The sequence below is a fragment of the Clostridium beijerinckii genome (assembly GCF_008705175.1).
Taxonomy (GTDB): Bacteria; Bacillota; Clostridia; order Clostridiales; family Clostridiaceae; genus Clostridium; species Clostridium beijerinckii.
In genome coordinates, this window is the sequence record NZ_CP043998.1 from 3,025,406 (window position 1) to 3,041,100 (window position 15,695).

Annotated in this window: 10 protein-coding genes and 1 pseudogene; 1 reads left to right on the forward strand and 10 read right to left on the reverse strand. The window is 32.9% G+C overall.

The features are described from left to right. Positions 1-275: 275 nt before the first annotated feature. The 6 genes and pseudogenes from F3K33_RS13630 to F3K33_RS13655 all read right to left on the reverse strand — a co-directional run bounded on the left by F3K33_RS13630 (position 276) and on the right by F3K33_RS13655 (position 9,919). The gene (locus F3K33_RS13630) at positions 276-1,532 is read right to left on the reverse strand and encodes an efflux RND transporter periplasmic adaptor subunit (RefSeq protein WP_039771082.1); all 1,257 of its coding nucleotides are present in this window, start codon (positions 1,530-1,532) and stop codon (positions 276-278) included. Further along, positions 1,522-4,695, reverse strand: a pseudogene (locus F3K33_RS13635) (efflux RND transporter permease subunit). Before F3K33_RS13635 ends, F3K33_RS13630 begins: the two are co-directional and overlap by 11 nt. 743 nt (positions 4,696-5,438) lie before the next feature. Further along, positions 5,439-6,038, reverse strand: a complete 600-nt coding sequence (locus tag F3K33_RS13640; protein ID WP_017210576.1) for an RDD family protein — start codon at positions 6,036-6,038, stop codon at positions 5,439-5,441. Positions 6,039-6,050: 12 nt separating this feature from the next. Beyond that, the gene (locus F3K33_RS13645; RefSeq protein WP_039771084.1) at positions 6,051-7,232 is read right to left on the reverse strand and encodes a MalY/PatB family protein; all 1,182 of its coding nucleotides are present in this window, start codon (positions 7,230-7,232) and stop codon (positions 6,051-6,053) included. Further along, positions 7,233-8,321 carry an aminopeptidase P family protein gene (locus F3K33_RS13650; protein ID WP_039771086.1) on the reverse strand — a complete coding sequence of 363 codons (1,089 nt, stop codon included), beginning with the start codon at positions 8,319-8,321 and terminating at the stop codon, positions 7,233-7,235. Between the two features lie 284 nt (positions 8,322-8,605). Continuing rightward, positions 8,606-9,919: a PTS sugar transporter subunit IIC gene (locus F3K33_RS13655; RefSeq protein ID WP_039771088.1), complete on the reverse strand. Its 1,314-nt coding sequence runs from the start codon at positions 9,917-9,919 to the stop codon at positions 8,606-8,608. A 420-nt stretch (positions 9,920-10,339) separates the two neighbouring features. Here F3K33_RS13655 and F3K33_RS13660 point away from each other — a divergent pair, with 420 nt between their 5' ends. Further along, complete coding sequence (locus tag F3K33_RS13660) at positions 10,340-11,641, forward strand: IS110 family RNA-guided transposase (RefSeq protein WP_154862458.1); 1,302 nt, start codon at positions 10,340-10,342, stop codon at positions 11,639-11,641. Positions 11,642-11,749: 108 nt separating this feature from the next. Here the strand turns inward: F3K33_RS13660 and F3K33_RS13665 are convergent, their stop codons facing one another. From F3K33_RS13665 to F3K33_RS13680, 4 genes are read right to left on the reverse strand one after another with little or no spacing between them, the layout of a single operon-like run. Further along, entirely contained in the window at positions 11,750-12,088 is a 339-nt protein-coding gene (locus F3K33_RS13665; protein ID WP_039768523.1) for a PTS sugar transporter subunit IIB, read from the reverse strand. Between the two features lies 1 nt (position 12,089). Continuing rightward, positions 12,090-12,413 carry a PTS lactose/cellobiose transporter subunit IIA gene (locus F3K33_RS13670; RefSeq protein WP_039768526.1) on the reverse strand — a complete coding sequence of 108 codons (324 nt, stop codon included), beginning with the start codon at positions 12,411-12,413 and terminating at the stop codon, positions 12,090-12,092. Continuing rightward, positions 12,406-13,467, reverse strand: coding sequence for an aminopeptidase (ypdE, locus tag F3K33_RS13675; RefSeq protein WP_039768529.1), 1,062 nt, complete (start codon positions 13,465-13,467; stop codon positions 12,406-12,408). Before ypdE ends, F3K33_RS13670 begins: the two co-directional genes overlap by 8 nt. Then, the gene (locus tag F3K33_RS13680; protein ID WP_039768531.1) at positions 13,460-15,367 is read right to left on the reverse strand and encodes a BglG family transcription antiterminator; all 1,908 of its coding nucleotides are present in this window, start codon (positions 15,365-15,367) and stop codon (positions 13,460-13,462) included. The genes ypdE and F3K33_RS13680 overlap by 8 nt, the downstream gene beginning before the upstream one ends. Between the last annotated feature and the right edge of the window lie 328 nt (positions 15,368-15,695).

Here is a 15,695-nt window from a genome sequence, read left to right on the forward strand (position 1 = left end):
TATTAGTGTTATCTGCCTAAAAAGCATGATTGAATATAGATTAGCAGATGGACTAGTTATTTTTTGATTGCCTTTATATTAGTAATACAATCCAACTTAGAGAAGTGTTGCAAAAAAATAAAAATTTTTATAAAAAATCTTAGAATCATAAAAAAACATGACTTATATTTAAAACATAAGAAAAGAAATTCATAAGTTTATCCTTATTAATATATCAACATCCTACATAACCTCTTTTCATTTTTATAACCACCTTTGATTAAATTCATATTTTCCTATTGTACTATATTTACCTTTTCTCCATCACTTAATAAATTTTGGCCTTCAGTAATGACATCTATGCCATATTGCACTTTGCCTGTTACTTCTGTAAATTTTTCATTTGAAATTCCTGTTTCAACTGATATCTTTTTAACCACGCCATTATCAACTGCATAAAGATAATTTACACCATTCTCCATTTTGATTGTTTCATTTGGAACCATCTGGATGTTGTCCTTATTTTCAGCTGGTAATGATATTTTAGCAAACATACCTGCCTGTATATTGTTATTAGTATTATCAATTTTAACCTTCACAACGTAGAAATTATTTTTAGAACTTGTATTTGGGCTGATATTGTCTATTACTCCAACTATTTTTGAATCCGGTAATGCATTTATAGTAACTGGTACAGATAGACCTACTTTAATTTTCTCAAGCATCTTATCAGGAACATTTATTTCTGCACTTAGACTATTATAATCGATAAGAGTAACTGATCCTGATTGCGCACTTGCAAGTTGTCCTACTTCTACAGCTTTTTCTGACACAACTCCAGCTATTGGTGCAGCAACGGTAGCGTTACTTATTTGATTTTGCACGGCACTCACTCCTGCTTGTGCTTGTTCAAGCTGTGCTTCAGCAGCTTTTGTAGCTTGAGGCCCTGACTTGCTCTTTAGTAGCTCTAAGCTATCTTGTGCATTTTTTAAGTCTATAGCTATTGCATCATATTGAGCTTTTGCGTCATCCAAATCCTTTTTAGCTACTGCTTGTGCTGAATACAAAGTTTGTGCTCTGTCATAACTGTCTTTTACACTATTATATTGGATTTGTAACTTTCCTACCAACTGTTCCGCTTGCAATAATTGCTGTGTAAACCCTGAGTCGCTTGTTCTTTCTAAGTTAGCACTAGCTGCACTCACTCCAGCCTCTGCCTGCTCAAGTTGTGCTGCATAATCTGTTGTATCTAATGTAAATAATGTTTGACCTACACTAACTTTATCTCCAACCTTTACATCTACAGTTGCAACTCTTCCTCCTGCTTTCGGCAAAACCACTACCTCTTTTGCTGGCTTTAGGTTACTTGCATATTCTACACTTGTAGAAATAGTTCCAGTTGCTATTTTTTCCGTTTTTACATTTTTAACCTCTTGTACTACTTCTATGGGTTTCTTTTTAGCAAAGATAGAAATAACTATGACTACAATAATTGCTAAAACTACTCCTCCTATTAAAAGTTTTTTATTTTTCTTTAACCCTTTAAACTTCATAGGTGCTACCTCCTTCTATGGTATGAATTTTCTTCTTTTTAAAAGATACTACCTTTTTTAAATCATCCATTAATGTATAAATAATTGGTAATACAATTGGTGAAAGTATTGTTGATGCAACCATTCCTCCAATGATTACTATAGCCATACTCTTTTTCATCTCAGTTCCTTCACCCATGGATAAAGCAACTGGTAACATAGAAACAATCATGGTAGCACTTGTCATGATTATCGGTCTTAATCTAGTAGCACCAGATTCTATAAGAGCATCTCTTAAATTCATTCCTCTCTTCATAAGGGTATTAGTATAATCTATAAGTAATGTACCATTTTTAGATGCTAATCCTTCTAACATAATTAATCCAATTATGGACATTAAATTTAAAGTCTGTCCAGTTAGAGCAAGTAAACTAAAAGCTCCTATAATAGCACAAGGTAGAGCCATCATTCTTATAAATGGCGTTAAAAAGGACTCATAAAGCACTACTAAAATCATATAAACAAGAGCTAAGGATGCACATAAAGCAAGTCCAAGAGACGAAAAACTTTCCGCCATCTGTTTTTGATTTCCTCCAAAGCTTATACTATATCCATCAGGAACCGAAAGCGCCTTTAGTTTAGCATTAATATCATCGGTAACTTCTCCAAGAACCCTTCCTTGAATATTAGCTTCAACAGTAACCATATCCTGTTTATCTTCTCTAGATATAGAAGGGGCGCTATCTATTTTTTGAATAGAAGCAACTTGACTAAGTGGAATTTGCTGCCCTAAGGAATTTGTAATTTTCAAAGACTTAAGATCTTCAGCACTCTTTATTTGTCCGTTTTCAAATTTAAGGGTTATATCATTTTCCTCATTCTTTGATCTGTATACTCCAACATTGGTTCCTGCAAGAGCCATTCTAACAACACTTCCTATATTTGTAGTAGAAATATTGTACTGAGTAGCCGCAAGGTTATCTATATTTACCCTAAGTTCACTGCTTCTTGAACTTGTAGAATTACTTATATCAGTGATTCCTGGTACTGTGTTTAGTAACTTTTCAACTTCATTGGATAAATCTCTTATAGTATCTGAATCATTTCCTTTTATTTTAATTTATACAGGCTTACCACTACCACCAGACGAAGATGACTCTGCTACATTTAAATCTACTCCAGACATATTTTTACCAAATCTGCGAATCTCACTTGCAAGTTCACTTTGACTTTTTTTACGTTCATCCTTAGGAACTAGGTTAATGAAAATCTGGGCAATGGATTTATCTGCAGTTGCTTCTCCATCATGTCCAATAAGCGAAAAATAATTTTTTACTTCTTTTGTTCCTTGCAAATATTTTTCTAGTTCGGAGACCTTTTCATCCGTTTGTTTTAAAGTTGATCCCGGTGCAAGCTTCACATTAATTTGAAGAGAACTCTGATCCGCCATAGGTATAAACTCTGACTTTATTGCCCCCATTGGAATAAGCATGACACTAAGCACAACTCCTGCAACAACTATAGCTAAAACTTTTTTCCTGTTATCTAAAGACCATATTAAAGCTTTTCTATAGGTTTCTACTAGTTTTTCAAAAGAGCCTTCTGTTTTAGCATTTATTCTACTGAATTTAGAACTTATTATTTTAATAAATTTAAAATTTATTTTGCTTAAAAATTTAGATTTTTCTTTTTTTACTAACACCTCTTTAAGGCTTTCATTTTTTAATAGCCTTGAAGAAAGCATTGGTGTAATTGTAAAAGATACAATTAGAGAAAACATTGTAGCTGCAACTATTGTAAGTCCAAATTCTCTAAACATCTGCCCAACTAAACCTGACACAAGTGAAACAGGGGCAAATACAACAACGTCGCATAAAGTTATAGCTATTGCTGCCATTCCTACTTCCTTACGTCCTTCAATGGCTGCAGCTATAGGATTTTTCCCCATATCCATATGCCTCTGTATATTTTCTATAACAACTATAGAATCATCCACCAGGGTACCCACAACAAGAGATAAGCCCATCAAAGACAGCATGTTTAAAGTAAAGTGCATCTGATACATCATAAAAAACGTAGCAACCAGCGATGTTGGAATTGCAATTAAAACTACTAGTGAAGAACGGAAACTACGGAAGAATAAATAAAGTACAAATGCAGTAGTTATGATACCTTCTGCAAGATTATGTTTTATTTGAGTAAGTGAAGAATTAATAAACGTAGTAGTATCCATTAAAATATTTACTTCCGTTCCTTTTGGAAGTGTCTTTTTTACATCTTCTAATTCCTTTTTTACAGAATCAGCAACTTCTACTACGTTTGAATCACTTTGCTTTCCTAGCATCATTGCTATAGTCTTATTACCACCAAATCTTGTTACTACGGTAGGATCTGGAACTTCTAAGTCAACTTTTGCAATATCACCAAGGCGAATTGTCACTCCATTACCTGTTGGTATTAATAGATTTCTAACTGCATCAACGCTACTAAACTGCCCAATAATTCTAACAGATTGATCTAAGCCTTCTTGTTTAATCTCTCCAGCTGGTACATTAACGTTGGACGCCTGCAGTGTGCCCATTAAAGTATCAATGTTCACTCCATAATACTCCATAGTTGCTTTATCAATTTTTATCATCAATTGCTTCTTATCAGCACCTAGCAATGAAATATTCCCCACCCCAGGTACTTTTTCTAATCTTTGCTTTAAGATATCAGATTGATTATAAAGTTCCTCATAACTGGCATCCCCATTTATTGAAACTATCATCATAGGTATGGAACTCATATCCATTTTATATAAAATAGGCTTATCTGCGGCTTTAGGAAGTCTTGCAGAGGCAAGTTCAACTGCCTTTTGGACATCTAAATATGCGGTATTTATATTTGCACTCATTTTAAAGGTTATTGTAACAGTACCATAGCCTTCTCCAGAAGTTGAATTTAAAACATCAACACCGCTTATTCCAGAAACTGCATCTTCAATTGGTTTTACAATATCTTTCTTAATATCTTCTGCACTAGCACCATTATAAGTTGTCATTATTGATATAACAGGAATATTCATAGATGGCATTAAATCTGCCCCCATGCTTTTATAACCCATGATTCCAAGTCCAATAAATAAGATTACTGCCATCCACATGGCTGCTGGTCTTTTTACTGATATTTCAGTTATACTCATTTCTCTCCCCCTAACTCTATGTTCATAAAGTGAAACTTTTCATGTGGAGTTTTCTTGGTGCCCCTTTATGGTAAACTCCATCTGAATTTAGTTGAACTTATCCAGGAGCATGCAGCCGTTATCTCACACTTAAGCAGATAAGTGAAAGTCCAAATTTACAATTTGGTCACTTAGTTAACTCATTCATGAGTTAACCTCATCAAAAATTGATTTAGTGTGAATCACTTCCTAATCTGACGCAAGGAAGAGGATCTTCATATATTGGAGAGTATTACGGATGCTAGCTATAAGATAAATTTTTACTCATTATCTCGCTTATTCTCAGTATATCATTTTCTACTAAACTAAGGAATATTTCCCATATATTTAACATGAAAACAGTTATGTTCTAAATAATACTGATTCTTACATGTATGCTGCATGTACCAAAATTAGAATAGCTTTCTTCTTAAATATAAACCTTTAATGTTGTATTTCATATTCCAATACTTTTAATAATTTTGATACTTAATATAAATTATGTACATTTTACTGCTAAAAAAAGAGAGTTTACTACACATAAACTCTCATAAATTTATTATATCCTCTGTATCTCCATTTTTAACCTAATATTTATTTTCCAAGAAGATCTGCTGCCAAGAGTGCATCATATGATGTCCAGATAAGTTCAACTAATATCCAGCTTGGTATTCCCCCTCACCCGAATCCAGTTTAACTCGATAAAAATTAATAGCATAAACATACTAATCATTTTCTGATACAACCGTTGTTCCAGAAATATAATCATGAATAGCCCTATGTGATAGCGTACTTAAAACCAAGATTTCGGACACAACCGTTAAAATTCTTCCTGCTATTCCAAGATAGTATTCAAAATAAAAACCGGTCACAAGAGTAAGTAGCTGTATTAAATAACTTGTTATAACAATTGCAGCTCCCTCTATCACCATGATCCCTACAATTTGTCTTATTAAAAGGGTTTTTAAATCTACTTCTGAATAATCCGTTTTTACGATTTTAATCTTAACCAAATGCTTTCCAATTGTTTGACCATGGTACTTTTTATAAGGTATATATACATAATAAATTAGAGCTGCAATAAAACATAGGCCACCAGCTAAATATGCCCATCCGTTTGAATATCCCAGACTCGCAAACACATAGAGATTGCTAAACATATCTCCTTTCTTTGTCACCGCGCTATAAATTAAGACCGCAGGGAATCCTGAGATAATTCCTCCCAAACACCAATCTATGATGTAAGCCAGTAGCCGTTTTGATATGCTCACATTAGACGGCTTCCTATCCACCCATGATGTTACTTTTCTCCATGATTTATGCATAAAACATTCCTCCTATTTTGAATACAAATAATCCATGGCTTTTTTAAATCGCTTTAACCCATCTTCAACCTTTGAGCGACTACATCCTAAATTCATCCTCAAATATTTCGCACCATTCTTCCCATAGGTTTCGCCCTTCATAATAGCAACTCCGCCCACATTTACTAGCGCATCCTGAATCTGTTCAGATGTGAATGGAACTCCCATTCCGTCTATCCATGCCAAATAAGTGGCATCTGGCTTTTTAAATTTGAAGTCCATAAGCTCACTCTTAATAAAGTCCTCCATCAGCTTCATATTACCACGAATATAGTCATTTAACTCATCGATATAATCATCGCATTGCATATACCCTACCATTGTGGCATACATTCCAAATATACTTGCAGAATTCAAAAAATCTCTCTTCCTAGTATGATATAAAAAATCATTTCTCACCGTCTCATTTGGTATCATCACATATGAACCAATCAAACCAGGGGTATTAAATATTTTACTGGAAGAAGATGCTGTATATAACTCATCATAATCATGGATATAGGATAAAAGTGGTATTTGTTTCTTTTCCCCAACCTGTATATCCATATGTATCTCATCCGAAATTATCTTTGTATTATATTTTTTACACAATGATACCATGCGTTTCATATCATCTTGTGACCATATCATACCTGTAGGATTATGTGGAGAGCATAAAAGTAATATTCTGCAGTCCTGTACCTGTTTTTCAAATAGGTCAAAATCAATTTCAAACGAACCGTCTTTATGAGTTAAATCATTTGATACCAATATGCGGTCATTATCCTCTATGACTGTAAAAAATGAATCATACATAGGATTAAATGTCAAAATCTTATCATTTGGAGAACTTAGCAGCCTGATTAATAATGATACAGAATACATAACGCTTGTACTATATAAAATCCAATCTTCTTCAATGGATGTATTAAATCTTCTCTTATAATGCTCTGTTATAGAAGATTTGAAATCATGATGATTCCACCTGGTATATCCATATATCTGATGGCTGGCAACTTGAAGAATTTTTTCAGTAATTGGTTTTGGAATAATAAAATCAGTATCTGAAATTGAAAACGGTATTAAATCTTTCTTATGAAAGCGATCTTCAATATAATCCCATTGTGTAGAATAGGTTCCCAAACGATTATGAACCTCATCAAAATTATATTTCATTTATTTCACCTCCAAAATTATATAATCCTTTGTAGTTTTATTCATTGGAACGCCTCTGCCATTAATAATAACCACATCATCTTCAATACGCACGCCCCCAATATTTGGAACATAGATTCCAGGTTCACATGACATCATCATATGTTCCTTTAAAATAGCCTTACTTGTAGAATTCAAAATTGGCAATTCGCAGCCATCACCGATTCCAAGGCCGTGACCCAGGCCATGATTGAAATACTGCCCATATCCGTTTTTCTCAATAACATCCCTGGCAACCTTATCCACGACACTTGCAATAACTCCAGCATTAATAGCGTTCAATCCTACCAGCTGTGCTTTCAAAACTATATCGTAAATTTCTTTAATCTTAGGTTCAGGCTCTCCTAGAAAGCACATGCGCGTCATATCTGACTGATAATTTTTATATTGAATCCCAAAATCAATCATAATTGGCTCATGAGCCTTGACTCTGCGACCAGTTGGCCTGCCATGTGGAAAAGCGGTCCTTTCCCCAGTTGTTACAATTGTATCAAAAGACATTTGCTGCGCTCCTTGCACAATTGAATAATATTGGACCAAAGCGCTTATTTCATACTCTGTCATTCCTACATGTATATTGCCAAGCACTTTTTTATAAATATCGTCTGTGATATCAACTGCCTCTTGCATGATATCTATTTCTTCCTGCTGTTTAACAATACGTAAATCAGCTATTTCTTCATCTAACAAAATAATCTGAACGCCAATCTTTTCAACATCTCTGTATTCTTTAACTAACATCTGAGAAGCTTCAACCCCTAAATTTCGGCAATGTTCTTTTTTCAATATATCTTGAACTGCCGCTAGATAATTACATCCCATTTCATGAGGTGAGTGAAGAATAATTTCAAGATCATGTTCTTTTTCTTTAGCCTCAGTCAGATATCTCCCATCTAATATAAGGAAACCTTTATTTTGAGTGATTAAGACATTGCATCCGCTGCCTGTCATAGTTGATAACCATTTTTTCATGGTTTTACTTTTAATAAGAAGAGCATCAATATTATTATGATGCATAAACTCATGTATTTTTTCTATTCTTTTAGCCATATTATCACCATCCTTAAAAACTAGGAGCTGTCGCATTAAGAAATTTAACTATAATATGTTGTCTTAAGATTTAAAAATCTAATCCAATATATCGTGATTTTAGGCACATGAAAATAAATAACAAGTCTAAAGTTGCTGTGAATATTTTTCATCAGACAAGGATATAAATTGGTCTCATAGCAGGCCTATTAGGGCAATTTGACGACGCAGTATGATGGAAAGCTAGCAAATTGACTTGTTATTTTTTGATTGTGCCTTATTCTTTGTGCTACAGCGCCTTCTTTTTAGAAGTCCAAATCGAGATCCTTTAAGATTTCTTCATCTTCTTTAGACATGTTATTCTTATCATTCTCCTTTTGTTGATAACGTTTTTCATATATCTTAAAAAATGGATACCATACAACAAGTGATAAGATTAATTGAATTCCATTAGCAACAATGGACATTGGATCCATATTAGTAAGATATCCCTCTAAGAAAACACCCACATAAGGAGGTGTAAAGAATGAACAGCTTAACATTCCAAATTTCATCATCCAGCCAGGGATAGTTCCTATAATTCCACCGCAAATAACGTATGGAATAAAAAATATAGGATTTAATACAATTGGAGCACCAAATAGGATTGGTTCGTTTATTCCAAATAACGCAGGAATTAATGCAACACGTCCTATCTGCTTTAAGGCCTTTGATTTAGATAATAAGCACCAGAATACTAGACCAAATGTTATACCTGTTCCTGTAAAGTTACCAAATGCAGACTCTGGACCTGGGGCGAAGAAATGAGTCATGGCTAATCCAGCTTTATAGTTAGCTATATTTTCTGCTAGGAACTGAGTGGAAATTGGAGTTGTTATTGGACTCAATACAGAAGGATGAATTCCAAAGAAAAATAATAAACATTGCAACATCTTTAAGAATGTATAAGACAACGGATTGTCCATAGACCCTACTAATGGTGCAAATATGCTTGTAAAAATCAATGGCGGCATAATATTAAACACATTCACACACACAATACGTATAATTAAGAAGAAACCAATAATAATAATTGATATTGGAATCATTTCAAAAGATCTTGAAACAAAATCTGGTACTGAATCAGGCATTTTAATTGTGAATTTCTTCTTTTTACACCAGCGATATAATTCCACTGCAATAATTGCTGCAAACATTGCTGCAAACAGACCTTTTGGTCCTAAATATTTAGTTATAATTCCACCATCTTTTGTATAATCAACAGTCATCATAAGGAAAGAAATAACCGCCATACTAATACACCCTGGTACATCCAGCTTGTAGGAATTGGCAAGATGATAGGCCATAAAAGCTGTAGCGTATAAGGCCATCAGTGCCATACCTACGTTGTAAGGAATATAAATAATATCAAGATTAGCTAATATCCATTGAGATATTGGATTATTCTCACCAATCATATTAGGGATGGCTTCTGGAATCAAACAAAAACTACCAATAATCAACAAAGGCATTAAAGCTACCATGGCTTTTTTAATGGCACTTAAATGAATTTCTTTATCCATCTTGTTAGCAAGTGGCGCTAAGTACTTGCTCATAAAAGCTTCAAACTTGTTAAACATTATTCAACCTCCTTGTATAATCTAGTTGTAACATTTGATAGAAAACTATTTATCTTTCTAACGAACATTACACCTCTTATTATTTTTAATATTCTAATTTATTACTTTGCCTACGCCCCGATAGGGAATATGCATTTCATATCTTAAATAGTTTTTTATTTAAATTCCTTAAAGGAATCTAACCAAGTTTTATATAGTCTAGTATAATACTCCTGAATAGAAGATAGATGTAAACCTCCTGGGAGGTCTTTTAGAACCTATACCCGTAAAAAAGCGTATCATTTCATCAGGTAGAATTCTATGTTTAGCTGGTTGGGTTTCCCTTCGGGAATTACCCGTGTCACAAACAAGGTTATAAGCTATCTGACAGAGTGGAAGTTCTATTCTATATCTAAAATTTAATTTAAGGAGATATATACAATGTCTAATTTTTTTTATAGTCCTGTAATAGGAATTGATGTTTCAGCTGATTTTTCATATACTGCAATACTCGCACCGAATGGTGATATTTATAAGAAGTCATTTAAAATAAAGCATGATCTCAATGGCTTCAACCACTTAGTTAATGAAATAAAAAAAGTGGAAGAAGAGTTTAACATGAAAACTGCAATTTTCATGGAGTCCACTGGCGTGTACCATTTATCTCTTTTCCACTATCTTAATAAATATTTCGATAACACATTTGTTATCAATCCACTCGTTACTAAGTCTAACAAAAATGGCGACATAAGAAAAGTGAAAAATGATAAAAAAGACGCTTTATCTATTGCAACAATAGGAAAATTTCAAAACATTAAGTTATCACAACAACTTAGCCTTGATATTTTTCTTCTGAAAAATCTTGTAAGAGAGTATTACAAACTTACAGATACTAGCTCTACTTTTAAGAAAAAATTATCCGCTGATTTAAGAGTTATTTTTCCTGGCTATAATACTATATTTTCAGATTCAACATCTAAAAGTTCAATTGAGCTTTTAAGTCAATATCCAACGCCACAATCAATTTTAGAGGCACCTAAGGAAAATATAATTAAGATTTTCCTTGATAGCTCTAAAAAGGGCATTATCTGGTCGGAAAATACATATTCCAAATTATTTAAGGTTGCTAATGAAGCTAAAATAATTGGCTTACCGTTAGACGGTTTAGCCGTCAAAATAGCCAGCTCTATAACATTAATAAAAACTATTCAATCAGAGATTGATACATTGTTACAGAAAATTAACAATTTTATACAGTCTGAAACTTTTCCTGAATCTATTAGAGCTAATATTGAACTAATTGATTCAATTCCTGGCATAGGGCAATTAACTGCTATTACTATAATAGCTGAAATAGGTGATATTGATGGTTTTCTTAAGCCCAAACATCTTGTAGCTTTCTTTGGTATTGATAGCTCAGTTAATCAATCAGGTAATTTTAAAGGCGATGATAATAAAATTTCAAAAAGAGGAACTCGAATCGGTCGAAGAGCATTATATTCTGTTGCACTAGCTTCAATCCGTAACAATCGTAATGGAGTTCCTATAAATAAAGTCCTATTAGATTATTATCAAATAAACCTTAAAGGCAAAAAGCCTAAAATCGCCTTAGTCGCTATAATGCATAAAATTATAAACTACATTTTTGCTGTTCTCCGAAATCAAACTCCGTTTGAGCAAAGAGATCCCAAAATACATAAGCAAATGTTCCTAGAAAATAACTCTTTAAACAAAGTCGCTTAATTTTATTCCAATTTCTGTAACCGTTCGTGTTTTGAAACGGTTTGTTTGCCATACTCTTTTTCCAAAAACTATTTTTTTGAAAATTAACTTGACTATTATTAGCTGGTCTTACTTTATTTTTTTCATATCAGCTTTTTTACGTTCTATAAGAACTTTTTTTAATACTGTTGCTCCATCCATCTTGCCATAAGTCTCCTTATCTACAACAACATAAGGAATCTCATGTGGATCAATAATTGATTTAATATAATCCAACTTATGTGCAATTTGTGGTCCTACAACAACCGCATCACAACCTTCTACTTCACTTTCAAGAATATCTACAGGGATTGCAATGAATTTAAAATCCTCCTCTTTAAGTTTTTCACTTTTTTTAATGGTATTTTTCATACTGTCCATAAGCATAGTCGTTGAAAAGCCTCCTGCGCAACATAATACAATCTTCATTTTACTTTTCCTCCCTTTCTTCAAATACATTTATTAACGCCTCAATTAGATCTCTAGCTAATTGAGCTGTCATGTAATGGTCTTGTGCATGTACCATTAATAACCCAACTTCAGGTTTATTTTCGCTATCTGACAATTCAGCAGTTATAATCTTTGTTTGAATTTGATGAGCAGCCAAATCTGCCTCTCTGGCTTCATTTAATAATTTACGAGCCTCATCATACTCTTTCGTCTTTACCTTTTTTAATGCTTCAAAAGATTTCACCTTACTTTCACCAGCGGAAGAAATCATCTCCATAATAATGCTTTGTTCTACTTCAGTCATTTTCATATCCTCCTAAAAAATCTATAAATTTTTCGTAATCTTTACGTTTTAAACGATAACATAGCTCATATACAAGTTTAATTAAATTTTCCAAATCATCACTATGGACAAAAGAATATGCACCATGGCAATATCGTAGTGGTATTCCTAAGACCAATGATAGTTTTCCTCCTCGATCTAAATGTGCATTTCCAGCATCAGTTCCTCCCCCGCTAAACATATCGCATTGATATGGAATTCCTTTTTCATCCGCCATATTCATGACATACCTTAGGAGTTTTATATTAGGAGACATAGTCTTATCATAATGCACAATCATTGGTCCCTTTCCAATAAGACGATGATTTGTATAATTTTTTGTAAGTTCAGGATTGTTTGCTACATCTAAAGCAAATACTATGTCTGGATTTATTATATAAGCTGAAGTTTTCCCTCCCCTGGTTCCGACTTCCTCGCTGCTTGTTCCAACAAAATAGATATCATTTTCCAAATCATCTTTCATCCTCTTCATGGCCTCGGCAATAACATAGCAGCCTGCCCTGTCATCCATTGCTTTTCCTATATAAACCTTTTCATTTGATAATTGTCTTGCTTCACTTGCGAAGCAAACCATATTGCCTGTTTCTACTCCCAATGATTTAACCTCATCGAAAGTGTCACATCCAATGTCAACGTACATATCTTTTATATTTCCTTCACTATCTTTCGTAACATTTAACAGTCCCTCTATTTTTTTACCAGTAAAGGTTGTTAATCTAACTAACTGCATTTCTTTGCTTTTATCCTGCACCCCGCCGACAGCTATAAGATAAATAAACCCGATATCAGAAATACTACGAACCATAAAGCCCACTTCATCCATATGGGCGCAGAACATAATTTTCAGTGGATTCTCACCTTTCCCTTTTTTATGAAATATAATGCTTCCAATATTATCACAAAAAACCTCATCACTATATTTCGTAAGTTCCTTGTATAGAATCTCTCTGACTTCATTTTCATTTGAAGCTATACTGTCCGCATCACTTAGTGCTTTCAATAAAATATCATTCATAATTAACACCTCCCATCTCTTTCATCACTACCATAAGCTCTTCAAAAGATTTAACACGAATAACTCTTTCTAAGTATTTTGGCTCATGCATAAGCTGATATAACTTTTTAGTAATGTCTTTATAGACCTCTACCTGTTCCTTTTTTAAACAAATCATAAAAATGATCCTTACTTCTTTTTCCAGCCATATAAAGGGCTTTTTTAATATACTGACTGATATTACATTTCTTAAGGCATCTGTTTCAATAGGATGAGGTATGCATACGCCATTTAAATAAATGGTACTTATGAATGCCTCCCTTTCCATAACTAAGTCCGCATATCCTTCCTTGCCATATCCTTTCTTTTCAAGATCTTCTGCCATCTTTCTAATGAGATGTTCATAGTTATCTTCTTCTGTTATATTGAAAAATTCCTTTGAGAAATATGAATAGTATATTGGATTTTCATTAATCAATGTATATGGATCATAATCATCGCACTCTAGAATCTGCCTAATTCTATATAGATCTTTGTCATCCAAAAGCTCTTTTATATAAATGATAGGTATGTGGGCATCATAAGATATTGGTATAACTGTAAAAATAATATCGGGTTTATAGCTGATCATCTCATCCTGCTGCAAAAAAGAGAAGGTTTTGACTTCTGACTTTGGGAATACGGATTCAAGCTGCATTTTAATCATATATGCGCTTCCACCGCCAGAAGAGCATACTACGCAGATTTTATTGTAAGATTGAAGCTTTAGCTGTTTCTCCTTTACCATATGTGCTGCAAAATGCATAGCTACAAACCCTATCTCATCAAAGGTAAATTCTACATTATATTTTTCATGGAGAATATCACAAAATTGTATTGCTATATTAAATATCATGGGATATGTGATACTTAGCTCATTTGCCAGAGCATTTTTATATGAAATTTTATTGTGAAGCCTGTCTACTAATAAGGATATATGCGAAAGTAAAAGCCGTTTCAAGTCCTGATCTTCAAAAAAATGAGTATCATAAGTTTCATCTGTTTTTTTCAAAAAAACTTCTATATCATCAATCAAATTGTCAGTGAAAGAAACATAGGTATCTTTCCTATGGATATTTTTCTGCATAACTTCTATCAATTCCTCAACGCTATCCTTATCAAAGCATACCTTATATTTCTTTTCCATTGTATGAATTAATGATTCAACAATTTTTTCAATAGGATTAGATTCATGAAATTCATAATCTTGGACAGGTTGTTTATTTCCTTTTAGTGAAATATATATCATGGACTTTAGATAAACTATCATATTTAATAGCTCATTATAATTAATATTTAATTTTTCTTTGTTCATCTGTCTTATCAATTGGGACTCAACATGTGAAAAGTCCATTACAACACCGTCAACTGCCATTCTAACAAATACGTTTTTAGTTTGATATTCCTGGCATAAGTATTTTTTAAGATTTCTATCTGAAGAAACTATTCTTATTCCATGATGGCTCTTTTTTTCCAAAGCCAGATGATAACCTTTAGCTAGTTCCTCTACCTCTTTAACATCATGCTTGATCAGTGTTTTAGAAACTTGAAAAGTGTCTGCAACTTTATCCATTGAAATGTATTCATTTTGGACTGATAAAAATGCCAGTATTTGAGATGGTCTTTCTTTTATCTTAAAAACAATGTTTTCATCTAAAGTTTTAAGAAATTTCTCGAATAATTCATCGTCTTTAACCTCTAATAAATACCCCACTCCCCTTTTTGTATGTATTTCAAATCCTTTGCTTGTCGAAATTCTCATGAGATATGAAATGTCACTTTGAATTGTTCTTTTAGATACTTTGTATTTATGAATAAAATATTCAATTGAACAGTAATCTTCATTGTCTATGAAGTCACTCATTATCTGACTAAATCTCATCTGAACTCCACTCTCCTATTTCTTATATTATTATTATATAAAAATAATCTGCTAGATAAAAGGAGACCTTTTGCATATAAAAATGCAATAATTTTCCTAATATGTAGCTAACCCACAATACAATACTTCTCTAAATATCAATCATTATTCAAAAATACTGCCCTCTCCACTATTTTATCTCTAAGGGACATTTTATGAAAATCAAAAGTAATTTCATTTATCCTTTTATTCTTTGCAGTTAAAAAATTATCCATATAATCAAACAAGTATTATTCCACAAAACATTGTTCTCTCATTAAAATACTTTTCTCAATACTCAATTAAGTGG

Bases quoted from the DNA above. Each gene is read 5' to 3' on its own strand.
- F3K33_RS13630 (WP_039771082.1), bottom strand. From the start codon at position 1,532: ATGAAGTTTAAAGGGTTAAAGAAAAATAAAAAACTTTTAATAGGAGGA.
- F3K33_RS13640 (WP_017210576.1), bottom strand. From the start codon at position 6,038: ATGCATAAATCATGGAGAAAAGTAACATCATGGGTGGATAGGAAGCCG.
- F3K33_RS13645 (WP_039771084.1), bottom strand. From the start codon at position 7,232: ATGAAATATAATTTTGATGAGGTTCATAATCGTTTGGGAACCTATTCT.
- F3K33_RS13650 (WP_039771086.1), bottom strand. From the start codon at position 8,321: ATGGCTAAAAGAATAGAAAAAATACATGAGTTTATGCATCATAATAAT.
- F3K33_RS13655 (WP_039771088.1), bottom strand. From the start codon at position 9,919: ATGTTTAACAAGTTTGAAGCTTTTATGAGCAAGTACTTAGCGCCACTT.
- F3K33_RS13660 (WP_154862458.1), top strand. From the start codon at position 10,340: ATGTCTAATTTTTTTTATAGTCCTGTAATAGGAATTGATGTTTCAGCT.
- F3K33_RS13665 (WP_039768523.1), bottom strand. From the start codon at position 12,088: ATGAAGATTGTATTATGTTGCGCAGGAGGCTTTTCAACGACTATGCTT.
- F3K33_RS13670 (WP_039768526.1), bottom strand. From the start codon at position 12,413: ATGACTGAAGTAGAACAAAGCATTATTATGGAGATGATTTCTTCCGCT.
- ypdE (WP_039768529.1), bottom strand. From the start codon at position 13,467: ATGAATGATATTTTATTGAAAGCACTAAGTGATGCGGACAGTATAGCT.
- F3K33_RS13680 (WP_039768531.1), bottom strand. From the start codon at position 15,367: ATGAGATTTAGTCAGATAATGAGTGACTTCATAGACAATGAAGATTAC.